The 19487-nt window shown below is 48.4% G+C and carries 19 protein-coding genes; 13 read left to right on the forward strand and 6 right to left on the reverse strand.

The genetic code is table 11. The features are described 5' to 3' along the window. Positions 1-29: 29 nt before the first annotated feature. From DESPODRAFT_RS08730 to DESPODRAFT_RS08765, 8 genes are all read left to right on the forward strand, one after another. On the forward strand, positions 30-518 hold the full coding sequence (locus DESPODRAFT_RS08730; RefSeq protein ID WP_004072917.1) for a hypothetical protein: 489 nt from the start codon (positions 30-32) through the stop codon (positions 516-518). Between the two features lie 3 nt (positions 519-521). After that, the gene (locus DESPODRAFT_RS08735; RefSeq protein ID WP_004072918.1) at positions 522-1976 is read left to right on the forward strand and encodes a toll/interleukin-1 receptor domain-containing protein; all 1455 of its coding nucleotides are present in this window, start codon (positions 522-524) and stop codon (positions 1974-1976) included. 12 nt (positions 1977-1988) lie between these two features. Further along, complete coding sequence (locus tag DESPODRAFT_RS08740) at positions 1989-2969, forward strand: AAA family ATPase (RefSeq protein ID WP_004072919.1); 981 nt, start codon at positions 1989-1991, stop codon at positions 2967-2969. 188 nt (positions 2970-3157) lie between these two features. Then, a complete protein-coding gene (locus DESPODRAFT_RS20600; RefSeq protein ID WP_216594051.1) occupies positions 3158-5797 on the forward strand; it encodes a formylglycine-generating enzyme family protein in 2640 nt (879 codons plus the stop codon). Beyond that, positions 5794-6258, forward strand: a complete 465-nt coding sequence (locus DESPODRAFT_RS08750) for an HRDC domain-containing protein (RefSeq protein ID WP_040015911.1) — start codon at positions 5794-5796, stop codon at positions 6256-6258. Before DESPODRAFT_RS20600 ends, DESPODRAFT_RS08750 begins: the two co-directional genes overlap by 4 nt. Beyond that, positions 6255-7259: an RNA-directed DNA polymerase gene (locus tag DESPODRAFT_RS08755; protein ID WP_004072921.1), complete on the forward strand. Its 1005-nt coding sequence runs from the start codon at positions 6255-6257 to the stop codon at positions 7257-7259. The genes DESPODRAFT_RS08750 and DESPODRAFT_RS08755 overlap by 4 nt, the downstream gene beginning before the upstream one ends. Further along, positions 7259-7504, forward strand: coding sequence for a hypothetical protein (locus DESPODRAFT_RS08760; protein ID WP_004072922.1), 246 nt, complete (start codon positions 7259-7261; stop codon positions 7502-7504). Before DESPODRAFT_RS08755 ends, DESPODRAFT_RS08760 begins: the two co-directional genes overlap by 1 nt. A 53-nt stretch (positions 7505-7557) precedes the next feature. Continuing rightward, positions 7558-8481, forward strand: coding sequence for a formylglycine-generating enzyme family protein (locus DESPODRAFT_RS08765; RefSeq protein ID WP_083843557.1), 924 nt, complete (start codon positions 7558-7560; stop codon positions 8479-8481). Positions 8482-8641: 160 nt separating this feature from the next. On the opposite strand, the gene DESPODRAFT_RS08770 is transcribed toward DESPODRAFT_RS08765, so the two are convergent. The 6 genes from DESPODRAFT_RS08770 to yihG all read right to left on the reverse strand — a co-directional run bounded on the left by DESPODRAFT_RS08770 (position 8642) and on the right by yihG (position 15417). Then, positions 8642-9262: a NikL family nickel/cobalt ECF transporter subunit gene (locus DESPODRAFT_RS08770; RefSeq protein ID WP_004072924.1), complete on the reverse strand. Its 621-nt coding sequence runs from the start codon at positions 9260-9262 to the stop codon at positions 8642-8644. A 36-nt stretch (positions 9263-9298) separates the two neighbouring features. Continuing rightward, positions 9299-9958, reverse strand: a complete 660-nt coding sequence (gene cbiM / locus DESPODRAFT_RS08775; protein WP_004072925.1) for a cobalt transporter CbiM — start codon at positions 9956-9958, stop codon at positions 9299-9301. A gap of 25 nt (positions 9959-9983) precedes the next feature. Beyond that, positions 9984-10763: a DUF4198 domain-containing protein gene (locus DESPODRAFT_RS08780; protein ID WP_004072926.1), complete on the reverse strand. Its 780-nt coding sequence runs from the start codon at positions 10761-10763 to the stop codon at positions 9984-9986. A gap of 281 nt (positions 10764-11044) precedes the next feature. Beyond that, entirely contained in the window at positions 11045-12181 is a 1137-nt protein-coding gene (cfa, locus tag DESPODRAFT_RS08785; RefSeq protein WP_004072927.1) for a cyclopropane fatty acyl phospholipid synthase, read from the reverse strand. A gap of 237 nt (positions 12182-12418) precedes the next feature. Then, entirely contained in the window at positions 12419-14173 is a 1755-nt protein-coding gene (locus DESPODRAFT_RS08790) for an acetate--CoA ligase (RefSeq protein ID WP_004072928.1), read from the reverse strand. Between the two features lie 329 nt (positions 14174-14502). Then, positions 14503-15417 carry a 1-acylglycerol-3-phosphate O-acyltransferase, YihG family gene (yihG, locus tag DESPODRAFT_RS08795; protein ID WP_004072929.1) on the reverse strand — a complete coding sequence of 305 codons (915 nt, stop codon included), beginning with the start codon at positions 15415-15417 and terminating at the stop codon, positions 14503-14505. A 194-nt stretch (positions 15418-15611) separates the two neighbouring features. Between yihG and DESPODRAFT_RS08800 the strand changes: the two genes are divergently transcribed. Genes DESPODRAFT_RS08800 through DESPODRAFT_RS08820 form a run of 5 tightly spaced genes read left to right on the forward strand, consistent with a single transcriptional unit; the run spans position 15612 to position 19413 of the window. Continuing rightward, positions 15612-15992: a roadblock/LC7 domain-containing protein gene (locus DESPODRAFT_RS08800; RefSeq protein ID WP_004072930.1), complete on the forward strand. Its 381-nt coding sequence runs from the start codon at positions 15612-15614 to the stop codon at positions 15990-15992. A gap of 60 nt (positions 15993-16052) precedes the next feature. After that, a complete protein-coding gene (locus DESPODRAFT_RS08805) occupies positions 16053-16658 on the forward strand; it encodes a GTP-binding protein (RefSeq protein ID WP_004072931.1) in 606 nt (201 codons plus the stop codon). Between the two features lie 11 nt (positions 16659-16669). Beyond that, entirely contained in the window at positions 16670-18517 is a 1848-nt protein-coding gene (locus DESPODRAFT_RS08810; protein WP_004072932.1) for a hypothetical protein, read from the forward strand. Positions 18518-18532: 15 nt separating this feature from the next. Next, positions 18533-19024, forward strand: a complete 492-nt coding sequence (locus tag DESPODRAFT_RS08815) for a hypothetical protein (protein ID WP_004072933.1) — start codon at positions 18533-18535, stop codon at positions 19022-19024. Further along, a complete protein-coding gene (locus DESPODRAFT_RS08820; RefSeq protein ID WP_004072934.1) occupies positions 19021-19413 on the forward strand; it encodes a hypothetical protein in 393 nt (130 codons plus the stop codon). The genes DESPODRAFT_RS08815 and DESPODRAFT_RS08820 overlap by 4 nt, the downstream gene beginning before the upstream one ends. The last annotated feature ends 74 nt before the right edge of the window (positions 19414-19487 follow it).

Genomic DNA, 19487 nt, shown 5'->3' on the forward strand with positions numbered 1-19487 from the left:
CACTTTACAAAAACGCATTGGAGGATTCCGTGAAAATTAAAGACTGGTTTGAAAACTGGGGCATTACCGGGCTGAAGATCAGTGCCGGGTTTATGCAGATGGAATGGCAGCCGAGGCCCGAAGAGGAACAGGCGGCCTGGGAACTTTACATCGAACTGATCACCCGGGTGGCCACCCAGCCCCTTGGCAAGGACCAGGGGGATGAGGCGGCTGCCTTGAGTTCTATTTTTTCTCTGTTCAAAGTAACCCGGGAACTGCTCAAACAAAAGGGGCGCAAGGCAGAGGTGTTTTCCAAGATTGCCGTGGTCATCCTGAACCAGAAAATTCGTCCCTTTACGGCCAAATGGCACAAGCGGGTATCGGATAATATGCTGGAGAAGCCCGAGGAAAAAGCGTCTTTCCGCCATGAACTGGAACAGATTCAGGACGTACTCCGGGGATATGCGGCCATGCTGGCCAAAGTGGCCGGGGTGGAGGATTTCCAGAAGCTGGAGCAGGGGCCTTTGCAGGAGCTGTAAAAGATGAGTGGCAACGAAACAAAGCGAAAGATATACGTTTCCTATTGCAGAAAAGACGGGCACGCAAAAAGATTAATTGATGCCCTGATAAAAACTGCGCCTGGCACTGGTTGCAGCATCTGTTATGATGAAACTTCGCTGCAGTTAGGAGAGTCTATCACAAAATTCATGGCCAAGGTCAGTGAGGCGGATCGAATCGTTTTTCTTTTGTCTCAAAATTATTTTCAATCCAGGTCCTGTATGAATGAATTGTTATTGGCTTATGAAAAACAGGCCAGTGAACTTCAGCCGGCAGTGATGATGCTGGACAATTTTTTACCCGACGTTGAACAGGAACAAAGTTCTCAAAACAATAGAGAAAAAAAAGATGCTGTCGATCTGACGACCTGCTGTGAAAATCCCGGGGTTGTTCCCGTGATTCTGGCTTGGTTGTTTGGAAAGTATAAACCCGAGTTTAAGTACCGGGACCGGCTGGTCCTTGTGCAGGATGACAAAAAAAACTATGATCAGGCAGCCGATGAAATAATCCAATGGCTGAATAAAGAGACAGAGCCGGTCCGGTATAATCACCGGGCAGCCGTCGGTCGACGGATTGCCATCAGGGACGCTTTAAACTCTTTGTTAGAGAAAAGTGATTTTTATCCATTAAAAAAAATTTTAATCGGGACCGGACAGTTTTCAAACGGAGAAAAAGACCCGATACACTCTCTTGCATCAATGAAAAATGGTGCAACATTGCTGGCCTCACTGGAAAGTGTCACTAAATTCCTTGATCGGATAATTTCAGGGGATTTTTCTTTTAAGGAGCGATTTAAGGAAAGCATAGAAGAATTGACGGGGTTGTTTTTGATCGCTGCCATGGACGATGGAAAACTTCACCAGCTTATCCATGAACTGAATGGGTGCGGTGATGGGGCCAGGAATGTGTTCAGCCGGGAATATATGGATTTTTACCAGATCCTGGTCTCCGCCCTGTTCAACAAGTCCGCTGTATATGCAATCGAAGACAATCGGGTGGTGGGAGAGGGGGAAATAAAGCTGATTGAAACGGGCATGGATGAAAGCGCATTTGAAAAATTTTTAAAAAACGAGGCTGGATATATGACCATATTTGCACCGCTAACGGATAAGGTTCTGGAAATATCCCGGAGGGGGAAATTCAATAATCCACTGGTGGGCGATGACGAAAAAAAGCGGCAGCGGATTAACAAAATAATGGCGGAGTTGGGAAAATTTTACATTACCGTTGAAAAAGATAAGATGAATAGGGATTTTGGTGGTGAAAACGTGTTCAATAAAATCGGAAAACAATTCCCGGCCTTGGTTCAGATCTTGACGGATGAGCAGAAACCGGAAAATATCCTGGAGTTATTTATCCCTGGTTTTGAAGAGTCAGAAACCGAGATTCAGGATGAAATTATCACGATCTATTCGAGGTTGAATGAAATTCAGAATTGAAGAGGATAGCCAATGACCCATAAAATAACACTTGATTCCTTCCCTACAGAAGATGCGGTTAACCTGTACCCCTGCAAAGGCTGGCCCAAAGCCGCCATCCATCATTTTGACCGGAAACAGGCCGTGGCCGTTTTGGCGGCCCTGGCCGTGAGCCGCCCCCTGCTGGTCAGGGGAGAGCCCGGATGCGGCAAAACCCAGCTGGCCAGGGCCGTGGCCCAGTTGTTTGCCATGCCTCTGGCCTGCCTGGTGGTCAACGAACGGACAGAACCCGAGGACTTGCTCTGGCGGTACGATGCCCTTCGGAAACTGTCCGATGCCAATGCCGGGGAAAGGTGTGTGAAAGATGAAAGCCAGTATTTGAGCGCCGGCCCCCTCTGGTGGGCCCTGAATCATACCAGTGCTGAAAGTCGTATAGGCAGCCGGCCCTGCAGGCCCGTGACCACGGATGAATCCGGACAGAAAAGGGAGTTTCAAAACGGGGTCGTTCTCCTGATTGACGAAATCGACAAGGCCGACCGGTCCGTGCCCAACAGCCTGCTGGAACCCCTGGGGAATTTGAGCTTTGAGGTGCCTTATACCGGTGAACGGGTGGAACGTCCCAAGGGCGAACCCGATCCTTTGATCATCATTACCACCAACCGGGAACAGGAGCTGCCCCAGGCCTTTGTCCGGCGCTGCCTGGTCCTGGACCTGGTCCTGGATGACGACAATAGGGATGATTTCATCGACATCCTTTCCAAAAGGGGCCAAAGTTTGTTTCAGGGCCGGATGCCCGGTGATTATGGTGAGACAACTTACGAAAAAGTGGCTGATCTGCTGTATGAAAAACGGATGAGAGCCAAACATGAGGGATTATCGTTTATTCCGGGCCAGGCCGAATACCTGGATCATCTTGAGGCCCTTATCGGCATGAAACAAACCGCCCCAAGTCTGGGCCTGGATGAAGCCATGGAACTGCTGGCCGCACTGACGTTCATGAAAAACGGTGCCTAATGAAGGGTGTTGAAGTTGCTTATATTATTGTAAATAAAATCAATGGATTAATTAAAAAAGGCCGAACTTGGGTTAATTCGCTGAAATTATCGCCAATAACTCTTAAAACAACCCGTCCATTTCAACACCCTTGGATGCCCGGGGAAAAGACGAACGCTAAAAAAACTCCGTCTGGTCGGATGGGGGAATTGACCACCCTTTTTTCTCTTGTTGAACGGTTGAAAGGGCAAAATATCAGCATTAGCGAGTTTTCGGAACTGCTGGGGCTGAAATATTCCCCAAAACCGAAAGACAGAGAAATTGCCGAACCCGATCAGAAAATTATTGACGAGGGGTTGCCCCCGGAACCGGGTTCCAGTGCCATACGCCCCACGAATTATCCCCCTGATAAAGCCCACTTCCGGTTCCCCTGTCTTTATGCCCTTGAAGAGAAAATTGTCGAAGATACCAGAACCATGCCGGCAGAATATGCAAGTCTCATCCCTTTTGAGGGCGCGATTGAATTTCCGCCGGTTGCCGACGAGGTAATGCCGGACCCCCTGACCGGCTGGAATGTCCTCTGGCCATATCTGAAGCGGCTTGGCATTGAATTAAAACAGACCCGCCAACTGGATACCAAAAGGATAATCCAAAGCGCCGTCAGGCAAAAACCCCTTGAAATTATCCCGTGGAAAAAGAAAAGGGCCTGGCCCCTGGATATGGTCCTGGTTCTTGATTTCTCAAAACATTTAAGCCCCTTTTTCAATGACTTCAGAGACCTGGCCCTCAACATGGACCAATGGTTTCGCAATCGGCTTCACATTGTGGCCTGCCCCGACCCCAAAACCAATACCTTTTGGTACCAGGGGGCAATGCACAAAGGATTCCCCATCGTCCGGCAAAATCTGCATCTGATCTATGCCGGCGACCTGGGATTTTTAGACAAACAGGGCATCAACGCGGGATTCTGGCATGGGTTCGGACGCCGCATGAAACAGAAACACGTCCGGATCGATGCCCTGGTGACGGCCCATCCTTCGGACTGGATAATGGAAACAGCCACCTTGTTTTCCCTGCACTACTGGGATTCCGGTGTGATCCGTCCCGGTGGGGATTCTGGGAATCGGGGCGCCGGCCCAAGCATGAAAACCCGCGATCAGACCGAGATGCTTCTGGCGGCCCTGTCCCTGGCTGTTGAACTCACACCGGCCCTGATCCGGAGGGTTAGAAACCGGCTTGGGTTCAGTGTCTCGACCGAAAGCCTGGCCTGCCGTCATTTTGCCCTGGAAGGCAATGTGTTCAGATTTCAGTGGCGCAATCCAGAGAGCCGGGCAAAGTACAGCAAAAAAGCACAGGACTTGAATCTGGATCTTGACCGGATCTGGCCCCTGATTCAATCCTTTGAATCCCGGATGCCCATGGAGCTGCGTATCGAACAGCGGCAGAAGGCGGGAAAGTTCCTTGATGGAGATCAGGCGGCGTTTTTAAGAAAGCTGGTTCTCTTTCAGCAGAATCCCGATACCCCGGAAACAGAAAAAAACAGGATCATGGCCTGGGTGGGCCGGGTGGCGGACCGGGCAGGGGAAGAAGCGTGGGTGCCTGAACTCAATACATTGTTCGGAATTTACAATGAAACAATCAAACCGCAAAAGGTTCCCGGCGGGGTGGATTTGACACAGGTTCCGGAATGGGCTGTAAAATCCAGGGAAACAGGGCCGGTCTGCCTGAGTGTGCATCAAAATCGTCTGGAAATTTTTTCTTCCGGAAGGCCCTCGCACCATCCCGGATTGATCCATGAGTTATCCGCCGGTTCTAAATCCCAGGTCATTTTCAGAACAGATGAAGCAGCAATCAAACAGTCCATGACGCTGGATAAGCCTTTTGAATTGCCGGAAAATACAGTCGAAATTGTGGTGGAAACCGATACCGGGAGAACAACGGTGGCCATGATGCCCTGTCCGGAATGGGCCTCGGGGATTAGGCGGGATCGGTACGGACTCTTTGTCGAGGTGAAGGTAAAAGGCATCGGCTTTGTGTTACGCTGGATTCCCCCGGGGAATTTTATGATGGGATCTCCTGGAGATGAACCTGAACGAAGTGATTATGAAGGGCCTTTGCACCGGGTGGCGTTTGAAAAAGGGTTCTGGCTTGCAGATACCGCCTGTACCCAGGAATTATGGCGGGCCGTTACCGGGAAAAACCCAAGCAGATTTAAAGAAGAAGGAGTTGAACATCCGGTGGAAAACGTGAGCTGGGATGATGCCAATGATTTTATTGATGGGCTTAACCGTTTGGTTCCTGGTCTTGATATTCGTTTGCCCTCGGAAGCAGAATGGGAGTATGCCTGCCGGGCAGGAACAGACACCCCGTTCTGGTTTGGATGGGAATTGAACACGGATAGGGTTAATTATAATGGCAATTATCCTTATAATAACGGCCCCAAAGGGGAGTATCGTCGAAAGACGGTGCCGGTGAACTTTTTTGAGCAAAACCCCTGGGGCCTGTACCAGATGCACGGCAATGTCTGGGAGTGGTGTCAGGACCGCTGGCATGATAATTACGATGGTGCTCCGGATGACGGTAGTGTTTGGGAGGATGGTGACAATGAGTCTCGCGTCTGTCGCGGCGGTTCCTGGATCAACCTCGGGAGGTACCTGCGTTCCGCTTACCGCTACTTCAGGCCCCTTGCTGATCTCATCGACAACAACGGCTTGCGTCTTGCCCGAGGTCCTTTGGTGCCGGAGGCAGGAACCGGCAGGAGCCGGACGGGTTATGGCCCTGGTGCAGCGAGGGACGAGCAAACCGGGACCGTGACCCCGGCCGGCGGTGCAAGAGGAGATTCCCAATGAAGTATAAATTTTTTAACGTACCGATATTCGGTTCCGAAGCAGCTGAAGATGAATTAAACCGATTCCTCTCCTCCCACCGGGTGGTTTCCGTGGAAAAGAAGTTTACAAAGGAGGGCCTTAGGGGGTGTTGGTGTTTCTGCATCCATTACCTGGAATCCAGGCCCAATAGCACTGAAGGGACGGATGTCCAGTCCCGGGTGGACTACAAGGAAGTCCTCAATGACCAGGACTTTCAAAAGTATGCACGGTTAAGGGAACTCAGAAACGCCAGGGCCAAAGAGGAAGGCCGCCCGGCCTATTCGATATTCACCAACGAACAACTGGCCAACATGGTGACCCAAAAGGTGGTGACCCAAGAGGCCATGGCCCGAATTCCGGGCATCGGCCAGGCCAGGATGGAAAAATACGGTCCTGCCTTTTTATCCATATTGCGGCAGTTGCATGGGCAAACCGCCGGGTGAAACGGCAGCGGGTGGATATGGCGGATCTCCTGGCCTGGAAAAATCTCAGTCTTGCCGTATACAAGGCGGCCAGGGGAAAACGGTCCAGGCCGGATGTGGCCGGTTTCCTGTCCGACGTCGACGGTAATATCACAAATTTAAGAGACCGGATTCAGTCCGGATCGTTTTCCCTGGATCAATACCGCCGGTTTCAGATCATGGACCCCAAACCCCGCAACATCACAGCCTTGAGTTTTGAGATGAGAGTGCTTCATCATGCCATCATGAATCTGATCGGTGAAAACCTGATCAGATCCCAGATCCATTCCAGTTTTGCCTGTATGCCCGGCCGAGGGGTTCACGCGGCGGCCCGCTATGTTCAACGCGGTTTGAGGCGGTCTGGGTGGTATGTGAAAATAGACATAGAAAAATATTTTGAGCGGATGCCCCATGACCGGCTCAAGCAAAAGCTTCACAACCGATTCAAAGGCAAAGCCTTTCTTGATCTGTTGGACGCGATCATCGACAGTTTCAGTGAACGGCCGGGACAGGGGCTTCCCATAGGGGCGTTGACCTCCCAGTATTTTGCCAATTTTTTTCTTGAGACGGCAGACCGGTTCATTCAAGGGCCTCCCTATATCAAATCCTATTGCCGGTATATGGATGACATGATCTGGTTCACTGCAGATAAAACCGCAGCAAAAACAAGCCTTCAAATCGCCGTAAATTTTTTGTCCGGCCAGGCGCTGAAGGTCAAGGATACATGGCAGATCCAGCCCTCCCGGCACGGGGTTACCTACTGCGGTTACAGGATTCTGCCTTTTTCCATCCTGCTGTCCAGAAGGAAAAAAAGAAATTACCGTCGCCGATTAAGGCAATGGGAGGATCAATGGCGCAACGGAAATATATCGGACCTGGCGCTTCAGCGGGGATATGATGCGGTCCACGGCATGACCGCCCAGACCCGGTCTGTGGGTTTCAGGAAATCCGTTATTGCGGCCGGACCGCTGTTGGATGTATAATGAAAGTTCGGGTGACTGTCGGCAAAACGCTTGGCCCGTCTGTCGCGGCGGTTCCTGGATCAACAACGGGAGGAACCTGCGTTCCGCTTACCGCAACAACAGGCACCATGCTGATCTCAACGACAACAACGGCCTGCGTCTTGCCCGAATTCCTCTTTCAGCCGGACGGCAAAAAAAGGACCAGACAGCATCCGGGCACAGGTGATATCGCTTTTGTGCAAAATCCAAGGCTGTCCGGGGTGTGAGTCGGTTATAATGCAAAAGCCCCCCGGCAGCCGCCTTTGTTACTATGGAACACATGAAAAAAAACCAGCAATCCGAAATATTGTCTATTTTGCCGGATATTTTTCCAGAGAACTGGGCCCACAGCTACGGCCAGGACCACTATGGGATCTGGCAGGGGATTTTTGTCAATAAGATCGAGATCCGATTTCGTTGGATACCGCCGCGCGAGTTTATGATGGGATCACCTGAAGATGAACCTGAACGATATGATGATGAAGGGCCTTTGCATCGGGTTGCCTTTGAAAAAGGCTTTTGGCTTGGGGAGACCGCCTGCACCCAGGAATTATGGCAGGCTGTTACCGGAAAAAATCCAAGCATATTTGAAAAAGAAGGACCCGAACACCCGGTGGAAAACGTGAGCTGGGATGATGCCAATGCGTTTATTGACAGGCTCAACAGTCTGGTTTCCGGGCTTGGGGCCCGATTGCCCTCGGAGGCGGAGTGGGAGTATGCCTGCCGGGCAGGAACAGACACCCCGTTCTGGTTTGGACGTGAATTGACCCCGGACAAAGCCAACTATGCTGGAACTCGACCTTATAATAAAGGTCCCAAAGGGGAGTACCGTCAGAAAACGGTGCCGGTGAAGTTTTTTGAGCAAAATCCCTGGGGCCTGTACCAGATGCACGGCAATGTCTGGGAGTGGTGTCAAGATCGCTGGCATGACAATTACAACGGTGCCCCGGATGACGGCAGTGCCTGGGAGGATGGTGACACTAATTCTCGCGTCTGTCGCGGCGGTTCCTGGGTCGCCTACGGGAGGGCCCTGCGTTCCGCTTGCCGCCGCAGCAGGCCCCATGCTGATCTCAACGCCGGCAGCGGCCTGCGTCTTGCCCGAGGTCCTCAAGACCGGTCAGGTTCAGGCACCGGCTGGAGTCCGGGCAAAGGAGCGAGGGACGAGCGAAAGAAAGGGTCAAATAATGCAAGACCTGCCCCCTAAGATCCAGGTGCGCCGGCCCTGCTTTTTTTATGGACTTGATCTGACCTCCCCTGATACAGATGAAACAGCGCTTCGTGACCTGGAAGCGCGCTCCCGGGATGCCGACACGGAATTGACCTCCTGGAGCCCGCCGGTGCCGGTGAAACTGGCGGCAGCCGTATCACGACTTTTTCTTACGGGAAGAAAAATAGATAGCCACCCCCATCAAGCCGAATATGTATCCGATGCCGCCAACAATTTCATTCATGGTCGGGCCTTTTTGCTCCAGGTCTGCCACCATTCTGGTCAACGGCGTAATTTTTTTATCCAGCGCTTTTGTTACGGCCTTTTCCACGATGGCTTCAAGCTGGACCGGGTCAATGGCGGCTGCCGGGTGTACCGCCTCTCCAGGGTCTGTCTGCCCTGCGGGTTCAGGCAAAGGTCTCTGTGCATCCCGGTCTGAGGCGGGTTCGTCTATATCTTCAAGGGGAATGGTCCATTCGGCCTTATGTCCCATGCCGGCAATGAGTTCAATGCGCATGGCTGTTTTTGCCGGGATGGGAAATGAAAATTCACCTTTTTGATTGGTCCGCGTGCGCAAAAGTTCTTTTCCGTTCAAGTCCCAGACAATAATTTCTGAGTCCCGTACTTTTTTCCCGCCGCTGAATTTGCTTTCTCCCAGAACGGTGTTTCCTTCCACCCAGGCAAATACCGTGACCTTATGTGCCAGGGCATTGCCCCTTGAAAGAAAGAAAAAAAGGATCAGACAGGAAAATCTTATAAAATATTTTCGATACATCATTATTGGTTACCATTAAAAATAGTCGTAATATGAAGATTATACCTGCTTTTCAACCATTTTTGCTCTATTGTCCAATGCGGCCTGCTGCTGTGCCGCAGGCCATTTGGGCAGAAGTTCGGGTTGCACCTTTTTAAGAAAACCCATACAGAAAATCGCCACAAGGCCTTCTATGAACATAACCGGAACATGGGCTATAACAACGGCCCAGGCCACCTCTAAAAAACTTTCCTGGGTAAACATCAGGGCTGTACCGACAAGCAGGCTGCTGAAAAAAACGCTTAAAAATCCACAGGCAAAGCAGGCGGCATGGGAGAGTACACCCGGTTTGTGGACAAATCCTGCAAACAGGTAATAACAGAGCACTGCCGGTGTGGCCATGATAATCGTGTTGACCCCCAGGGTTGTGATCCCGCCGAACTGGAACAGCACCCCCTGGAGCAGGAGCGCAATCAAAATGGCGGGAAAGGCAACCCACCCAAGCATCAGGCCAAGACTTCCGTTGAGAATCAGGTGGGCGCTGGAAGGCCCCATGGGCACATGAATCAGGGAGGCCACAAAAAAAGCGGCCGACAAAATTGCTGCCTGGGGAATTTTATCTTCTTTAAGTTTTTTCAAGCCCACGGAAGTGCCTGCTGCAGCCAAAACTATCCCAACCCCTAAAACCGGTGCGGAAAGAAAACCTTCAGAAATATGCATAATGCCTTCTTATTGCTCAAATATATTATTTTGTTTTCCAGTTTTCGAATTTTACCCAGATGACCGCACCCAACTCAACACCCTTCTCCTGCCCGTCAGCCTTAAGGGTAAAATCAGCTTCATTAAGTGCTGCAAATCCCCACCATCCGGCCTTGGGTGCAGCATAGGTGAATACGCCGTTGGCATCGGCTTTGATGGTCTGGGTCACCATATAATCAGTGGGGGCTTGGGACTTTCCGTCTTCGTTGTAATATTCCACCTCAACTTCTGCATAAGGCACGGCTTTGCCATTTAACTTTACAATACCCTGGAATATATTACCGGCATACTGTGCAAACGGTTTGGACAAAGGAACGATTTCTGTTTTCAGACCGATCTCCTGGTCCCATCCTTCGTCATAACCGAACGCGGTCACTACGGTTTTGGTATAATGAATGATAAAGCAGTCTTCGGCAGATTCCCAGTATGGCACGGGCTCCATGTAGAACATGTAAACGCCTGGTTTTTTGATTATGTAATCTGTTTCCCAGCCGGTGTGATCCATCTTTTTTGCCTGTTTCAATGTGCCCAGAAGATCCTGTGCTTCACCGTTGGCGCGCAGGGCAAATACCTTGGGTTTGACAAGTTCCATCCCGACACCTTCAAAGGGATGGGAAAAAGAGGCTGTGATATGGACGGTGCGGTTTTCGTCCTGCATAACCATGTTGTCCGAAGGAATGACCATTCCGTAGTGTGCCTGGACACTTACGGCAGTAAAAATAAGAACAAGAGATATGAGTCCGGATGTGATCAGCGCTTTTTTCATTGTTTTTTCCCTCCTGTGAATCCTTGAAGTGTTAAAAATACTAAATAATATTAAAAACTTAACTTTCAACCTTCTTGGCCGGGTCCGAAAAAATAATGAAATTTAATTTGAACCACAGGCTTCATGCCTGCATTACAAAATCTCTTTTTGTATCTTAAAAAAAGAATTGAATCAATTGGAAATTTTTAACCGGTTGCTCATGCTCTGCCTGATCCGACCTGTTTATGACCGCTTTTGAACAGCAAGAATTGCCTGGTTTATCGGCAATTCTTGCCGTATAGTCATATAAACAATTCTCCTTCGCTGCGGAACACCCGGTTAATTCCGTTTTTGGAAAATACAATCTGCCACAGTTGATTCCGCCGGGTTCTGAAACTGGCTGCGCAGGAGAGCAGATAATAGGTCCACATGCGGAAAAACCGCATGTCGTATTGGTCTTTGATTAAATTCCAGTTCTTGGTAAAATTTTCATGCCAGGCCATGAGGGTTCTATCATAGTAACGGCCCAGGTTATGCAGGTCTTCCAGAATAAATAATCCTTCTGCGGCGTGGGAGACCTGCCTGGCGGAGGGGACCATGGAATTGGGGAAAATATATGTGTTGATCCAGGGGTCCGTTCCTTTGGCAGAGGTGTTTCCTGCGATGGTGTGCAAAAGAAAAAGCCCGTCATCTTTCAGGCACCGATGAACCACTTTCATAAAGGTTCTGTAATTTTTCCATCCCACATGTTCAAACATGCCGATGGAAACAATCCGGTCATATTTTTCATTCAAGTTACGGTAATCGGACAGTTCAATTGTTACCTCAAGGTTTTTGCACTGTTCCCGGGCATATTCTGCCTGCTCTTTTGAAACGGTAATGCCCTTGACTTTTACGCCGTAAGTCTCAGCCGCATATTTTGCGAACCCGCCCCATCCGCACCCGATATCCAGAACTGTTATTCCAGGTTTGAGACCGATTTTTCGACATATCAGATCCAGCTTTCCGGTCTGGGCGTCATCCAGATTGTCTGCCCGGTGCCAGTATCCGCACGAATAATTCAGCCCTTTATCCAGCATGATTTTGAAAAGGGGGTTGCCGATATCGTAATGCCTTTGTCCGATGATAAATGCCCGGGTTTTGCTTTGAACATTTATAACCCTGGCTTTGAAAATTTCCCAAAGGAGGGCCGGCTTCATGGACTTTACTTTTTTATCTAACCGGAATTCAAGAATTCGTTTGAAGAATTCATCCAGGGCCTTGCAATCCCACCATCCATCCATATAGCTTTCCCCCAAGGCCAGGGAACCGCCCGAGATGATTCTTTGGTAAAATTGAGGGTTGTTGATTTGAATATCCCAGGGACGATCCCCATTGATCTGGATATCCATTGGTTTTAAGATTGATTTGATAATTTGTTGTGCTCTTTCTCCTTTCATGGTTCTCCTTCCTTTCCGGCCCTGATCCTGCTTTTTGGGAGGAATGCAAGTTCAAAGGGCCAAATGAATGAAAGACCCGGAAAGCCTGTTTAATTATGCAGGCTCAAGGCCTTGGTAATTAACGAGTTGTATTTTGGCATAAAAGAAAGAGGTTTTCAACTTTATTAGAAAATCCAACGGTGTTGTTGAAAAAAAACAGGCAGCAGGTTTTTTAAAGTCTGCTGCCTGTGACCGTCACTATTTATTTTTGGAACTTAATTCCGGGAACTGATGATAAAAGAATTCAGTTACCTGGCCCTCAGTTTTGCTCTCTTCATTTTCCCGAAGCTCTATACGCCGAATTTTTCCGGAGATGGTTTTGGGCAAAACTTCCACAAATTCGATGATTCTGGGAATCTTAAATTTGGCCAGCACATCAATGGTGTGTTTGAACAGTTCCAGGGCCAGTTCCTTTGATGGTTTGTGTCCGGGAACCAGGATAACAAATGCTTTTACCAGTTGGTGACGGTTGGGATCCGGCACACCCACCACGGCAGTCTCCATGACGGCCGGGTGCTCAATCAGGGTACTTTCCACCTCAAAGGGACCTACCCGGTAATCACTGGTTTTGATGACATCGTCGGCGCGGCCCACAAACCACCAGTAGCCGTCCTTGTCAAAGGTGGCTTTGTCACCGGTGAAATAGAGTCCGTGTTTAAATGCTTCAGATGTTTTTGCCTCGTTGTTGATATATTCCTGAAACAGTCCAATGGCACGCCAGTTGGAAAGACGAATTACGATATGGCCGGTGATGTCAGGTTCTGTGATCTCTTTTCCTTCGTCATCGGCTAGAATGACATCGTACATGAATGAGGGATATCCAAAGGACCCCAAGCGCATTTTGCCTTCCATCCAGGGCGGATTGCCGATCATGGCTGTGGATTCGGTCTGGCCGTAAAAATCCCGGATTTCAGTGCCCGTGGCTTTCCGCCACTGGTCAATAACTTCGGGATTCAACGGTTCGCCTGCACTCAACGAGTACTTCAGGGCCGAAAAATCATACGCTGCCAGATCAAGGCCCACAAAGGCGCGCCAGGCCGTGGGCGGTGCGCAGAATGAGTTGACTTTATATTTGGCCACAAAACTTAGGTATTTTTTAATATCCAGCGAGGTGAAATTAAACCCTGTGGCCGTACCGCCGACGTTAAGTGGGCTGAAAAAGCTGCTCCATGCCCATTTAGCCCACCCGGGCGCACTCAAGTTGTGATGAACGCATCCGGGTTCAAGCCCAATGATAACGGCTGTTGACAGATGGCCCAAAGGATAGGAGGTGGCGGAATGCCCCACCCGTTTGGGAAGTCCTGTGGTGCCGGAGGTGAAAAAGCAGAAGAGAACATCCTCACGGTTAATGGTTGCAGGTGATGCTTGGGCAGATTCCTTTGCAATCTCAGGATAGGATGTCCACCCCTCTTTAGCCCCAAGGATAATTTTAGCCTTGGGGGTGTACCCGGCCTTAACCAGGGCATCGTCCACAAGGTCGGCCAGATTCTCATGGGCAATAATAACATCCGGCGGATACGCTTCAAAACGGAACTGGATTTCACGTTCGGTCATGGTTGTGGCTGTGGGAACGGAGACAATACCGCCTTTTATGGCGGCAAAAGAGGCAAACCATGTCTGGGGGACAATGGGCGTCAGCATATAAAGATTGTCGCCTTTCTCAACCCCCTTTTTACGCAGATAATTTAACATCTTGTTGCCGTTTTCAGCCAATTGGGTATATGTATACTGCTCTTCTTCATCTGTATGCAGGTCTGCCCAGATAAGCGCCAACTGCTCCGGGCGCTCTTTGACGTGTATATCTTCGAAAATTTCCTGGGCCCAGTTAAAGGTTTTGGGCAGTTCGGCTGAATTCAGTTTTTTAAAAAATGCTTTTGCCTGGATTTCACGTTGCCCCATATCCTGGATCCCATTGAGTGCCATCACCTCTTTATAAAAGCTTTTCAACGTCATTGGTTTTCTCCCGGTTAAGTTTATTTCACATCCTGTTTTAAGGCCCCGCCTGCCCTGCCATTTAAGGCAAAAAAACCGCAAGAAAGGGCGGTAATTTAGAAAACTTTCATTTATACCAGGCTGGCGGTTTTCTACCAATCGGTTAAAGGCTTAATTTTTATGTCAGTGTATTGTGTACGGTGTTATGGATTAATTTATTCGCTATATGTAAGATTTAAACCTACATGTGAATGGTTTGTTGAAAAAATGCCTTTGCCTGCGAGGCGGAGAAGAAAGTTAAGATTGGTAAGTTAAGGCTCATGGCCGATCTTATGACCAAGCAAGTCCTTTCAGGATGATGGCCTGTCCGTCGATTCAAGAAGAAACAGTTCCCCCAGTTTTTTGTCCTTTTCCTGCCAGATATTATTAAGCCAATCACAGAATTGTTCCTTATATCCATCATCATTAAAGTAATCACCGACCATCTGTTCGGACACGGGGAAAACATCTACGTCTACAATGATCTTTTTTGTTTTCCCTGAAATGTAATCCCAGAAGGTCGGCACCCCGCCCGGATAGGCAATGGCGACATTAACAACACTGTGAAAGTATTCGCCCATGGAGCCTAGTACAAAGGCGATACCGCCGGCTCGGGGCAAAAGAAGCCGGTCAAAAGGTGATTTCTGATGTTCATGTTTTTTAGGGGTAAACCGGGTGCCTTCCACAAAATTCATCACTGAGACCGGGGTGTGTTTGAATTTTTCACATGCCTTGCGGGTGCTTTCAAGGTCCTTTCCCTTCAGGTGGGGGTTGGCCTCAAGAAATTTTTTTGAATACCGTTTCATAAATGGAAAATCCAGAGCCCACCAGGCAAGCCCCAGAAAAGGTATCCAGATCAGCTCTTTTTTCAAGAAAAATTTCAGCATGGGGATTTTGCGGTTAAAGATTTTTTGCAATACCAGGATGTCGACCCAGGACTGGTGGTTGGATATGACAAGATACCACCCTTTTTTTTTCAGCTGGGCCAATCCTTTTACCTGCCAGTCTATCCTGTTGAACAGATCACAATTCATGCCGTTGATACTTATCCACAGGGTTGCAATCCAAATAAGGACTTTATCGAGTAATATAATCACATCTTTAAAGGGTAGGATGAATTTTAAAAGGGCTATTAGAATTAAAGGAACAGTCAAAAAAATCGTGTTTATTAGATATCCAATAAAAGCAAGTACCCCTTTAACCGAGGAGGGAAGAAAATCCAGCATGAGTGACCCGACCCTTTTCATAAAATTTTTAGGACCATTCATAATGGTTTTGTGCGTATAAGGTCAATAATTCTTTTTTGAGATTCAAACCCATAGATTGATTCCTTTTTATTCATCCGGTATAATTCTTTTTAATTCAATTTAAATTTTATGTCAGTCATAATTGGGCCAAACAATTTTCCGGATAATCTGCCATGTATGATACAGAACAGTTAAATGCGATAGACAACGCCATCCTAGAACACCTCATCGGTGCTGGGATTGATCATGTGATTTTCATGGATTTAAGCGGCAATGCCATAGCAAAACACAGTAACGGCAAAACCGACCTGGACGCCACTTCCTTTGCAGCGCTTGCTGCAGGCAATTTTGCCGCCGTGGATGCCATGGCACGGCTGGTTGGCGAATCTGAATTTTCCCTTTTATTTCATAAAGGGGAAAAATTAAGCATTCACTTCAGCAAAGTCACAGAAGACACCCTTTTAATTTCAATGTTTGGTAAAAACATTTCCCTTGGCCTGGTGCGTTTAAAAGTTGCAGAAACCATAGAAGAGATCAATCGGGTGCTTTCATAAAGACGAATTTTTAACTGCAGGAAAAAAAATAAGGTATCCTGAATCAAAAAGGAAACAGATTTGGCGCTTATCAATGTAAAAACCCGGGAGGTTCAAATCAAGATCGTTTACTACGGCCCTGGGCGTGGTGGAAAAACGACCAATCTTGAATACATTAACCGGACATACAAGGAACAGATAAAAACGGAAATGGTCAGTCTGAAAACCAATGATGACCGGACGTTATTTTTTGATTTTCTTCCCTTTGATGTCGGTAAGATCAAGGGCTTTGACGTAACCATCCAACTGTACACGGTGCCCGGGCAGGTAAAGTATAATGCCACACGCAAGCTTGTGTTGCGGGGGGTTGACGGTATTGTGTTTGTGGCGGATGTTCAAAAGAGTCAGCGCAGAAAAAATATTGAATCCCTTAACCAGTTATATGAAAATCTTCAAACCTATCAGCTGGATCTTTTTAAAATGCCTTTGGTCATGCAGTACAACAAAGTGGATCTGCGTAAATCCGATGTTGAGACCCTGGATTCAAAAACGCTGCAAAGAGATCTGAACAGCCGTCTTAAGGTGCCGGCCTTTGAGGCCAGTGCATCGAACGGGGGTAATGTAATACCTACCTTGAAAAAAATTATATCCACTACCCTGGTGTCTATCCAGGACCAGATATTTTAAGGAGAAGGATATTGGATTTTGTTGATCAGATACAGAAAAATATCGAATATATGACAAACGGGGTTGAGACTGCTGATGTAAAAGTGCTTGCAGACAGCCTTAACTCCCTGGAAACTGATTGTGTCGGAAAACAAGAAGCCCTGTTCGTTATTAAAATGATGCGCTCTTTGATAAAATATCTTGATGCGCGAAAGGATAAGGCACACCCCGAAACCCTCCCTGCCCTTGGGACCCTGGCGGATAATTTGAAAAGCCTTTTAATCTCGAGCTCTGTTGAAGGCCAGGCACAGATATTATCGAGAAGCAAGCAGACATTTAAGTCCGTGAAATCTGCCATTGAATCTGGAAAGCTTATCCTTGATTGCGAGATGGAAGAACTCAAAGCCGTCATTCTTTCCGTGGACTGGGAAATTTCAAATACCACCATGGAGGGGTTTGATCGTGTACTCATCCGGCTTGAAAAACGCCTTAAATCCGATAAAATACATTATACCTTTCTGCGTATTATGCATGAGATTGGTGCCCACATTGCCCAGCATCAAGCCAATGCCCACCAGGATTCGGTTTCTCTGCTGCGCCGGGTATTCCATCAGTACGAATTGCTGGTAGGCCATCCCAGTATGCCACCCGATAAGAAAAAAGAGCTGGTGCAGGAAAATATCCAGGCGTACAAGGCATTTAAACGCAAGATTGATGCCGGTTTAAGCCCTGGTCCAAGCGCGGAAGATCATACCGCTTCAGCAGTCCGGACAATTCAACATCCCGGCCAAGGGCAACCGGCTGCCCCGGGCAATATTCCGGAGCACGCTGAGGATGACGGTTTTGCACCCGCTTTATCCCATATAAATGAACAAGCATCTGACCAGGAAGAGAGCCCGTTCTTTACCCTGGATGACCCGATGACAGACCCGGCATCGGCGCTTGGCGCAAGAAAAGGCACTCGATCAACGGGGAAGGATTCCTTGCCACCCCAACGGGATGTTATGGGGGATTTGTTTTCCATGAAGGAATCAGCGGCGGATGAACTGCTTGATGCCATTCATCTTTCAAGTATACATGGTCCGGATCAGGAAAATGCCCCAAGCATGCCCGGTGTAATCGGTGCGGCAGAGAAAAAAGCCGGGGTTCAGCAGGTCACGCCCCAAAGAATGGGCAATACACCCATTCCAGAGATTGAAAGCAGGCTTGATGCCTTTTTCAACCTTAATACCTCAGATGACGGCGTCATGGAAGTTCAGGATCCGCCCGATTCCCAATCCTTGGACCATGCTGAAAAGTTGGGGGGTGAAAGTAATCTTTCAGCGGAACCGGTTGATTTTTCTGATGGTAATGATCCCGGTATCGACTCCGCTGGCATTGATCTTTTAGAGGAACCAGCCGATTCTTCGGGGCAGATTGCGCCTGTTCCCGATAGCCAAGAGGATGAAATTCATCCGGAAGAACAGCCGGGTGATGATGACGCGGTTCAAGAGATCTCTCTCGAAGATGATACGGATGGGAATATGACCGATCAGGAACCGGACCCGAATCTGGATGACCTTCAAAAATTGCTTTTCGACCCTGACACATTGAGTCGTTTGGACGTGTTTGAACAGGTTCAGGAAAAGATTGCAAGCTTAAATGATATTTGGGCCCCGGATTCCGACAAGGTCAGGCTTCTTGATCTTGTCTCCTCCATGGCCCGGTTTATTCACCGGCAGGCAGTGCCTGATACCGGGGAAAACGGCATGAGCGATTCCGAATTCGATGACGGGTTGAACGGCATGACAACTGCAGAACCCGATCAAACCCAGGAAAAGGATGGGGAACAAAAGAAAAAAGGGATTTTTGCCCGGTTAAAGACTTTATTCAAGGGATAGCCTTCAAGGAATAGAATGATCGTATTCTGTGAGGACTGCGGTGATAGAAACCAGGTTTGTCCGGCACATATTGTCAAGGGCCGGGCAGTTTTCATCTGCCATGCATGCGGATATCATAATGATTATCTTCTGCCTTTGCTGCAGCAAAAAAAACAACAGGAGAATACGGTTGATAATTTGTTTCAGGTCCTTGACCGGTACCCGCAGATGATGGGGGGCTTTATCTATGATATAAGCAAAGGGATTACCATCTGCCGGATGCCTGATCTGCTTTTGCCCGAAGATATTCACAGTCTTGGATCGCGTCTGTCCCAAAGTTTGGAACAAGGACTGTTGGCCATGCCCGATATCCGGTCCATGACCGTTTTGATATCAGACAAGTATTTTTTTGTGGCCAGAGAAAAAAAGGGACAGTATCTGGTGCTTGTTGCCCTGACACCGAACTTGCCCGAACCTTTTTGCCGTTTTTTTATGCAGTACACGCACAAAAAAGAGTGGCAGATATGAAGGGTTCCCTTTCAAATATCAGCAGGATAAAAGGTGTGAATGCCTTTTTTCTTGTGGATGGGAACGGGAATGTGCTTGACCGGAATTTCTCTTCGAAAATGGAACCCGGCGCAGATAAAAAAGTATCCAAAGCAATTGCTGCCTGTGGCAGCATTTATTTATCCATCAGCCCAAAGCAGTTCAGGTATGCTGCTTTTTTAAGACAGAACAATACACAGGTTTTTATTTTTCCCTTTGGCAGACATTTGCTTGGGGTTGTCACCGAAGTCGGGGCCCAGAACCCTGATACTGACCGGATAGCAAAAGAGATATTTGCAATTTTATCCAAAGAACAGCCATGGGCTGACCTGACATATCAACCGCCAAGTATAGCCCACAACAAAGGTTGAAAGATCTTTGTTGGTTACACAGACTTTCATATAAAAAACATAAATAAATCAAAGGAGAATAACCAGTGGATATC

The organism is Desulfobacter postgatei 2ac9, from assembly GCF_000233695.2.
GTDB classification, from domain to species: Bacteria; Desulfobacterota; Desulfobacteria; order Desulfobacterales; family Desulfobacteraceae; genus Desulfobacter; species Desulfobacter postgatei.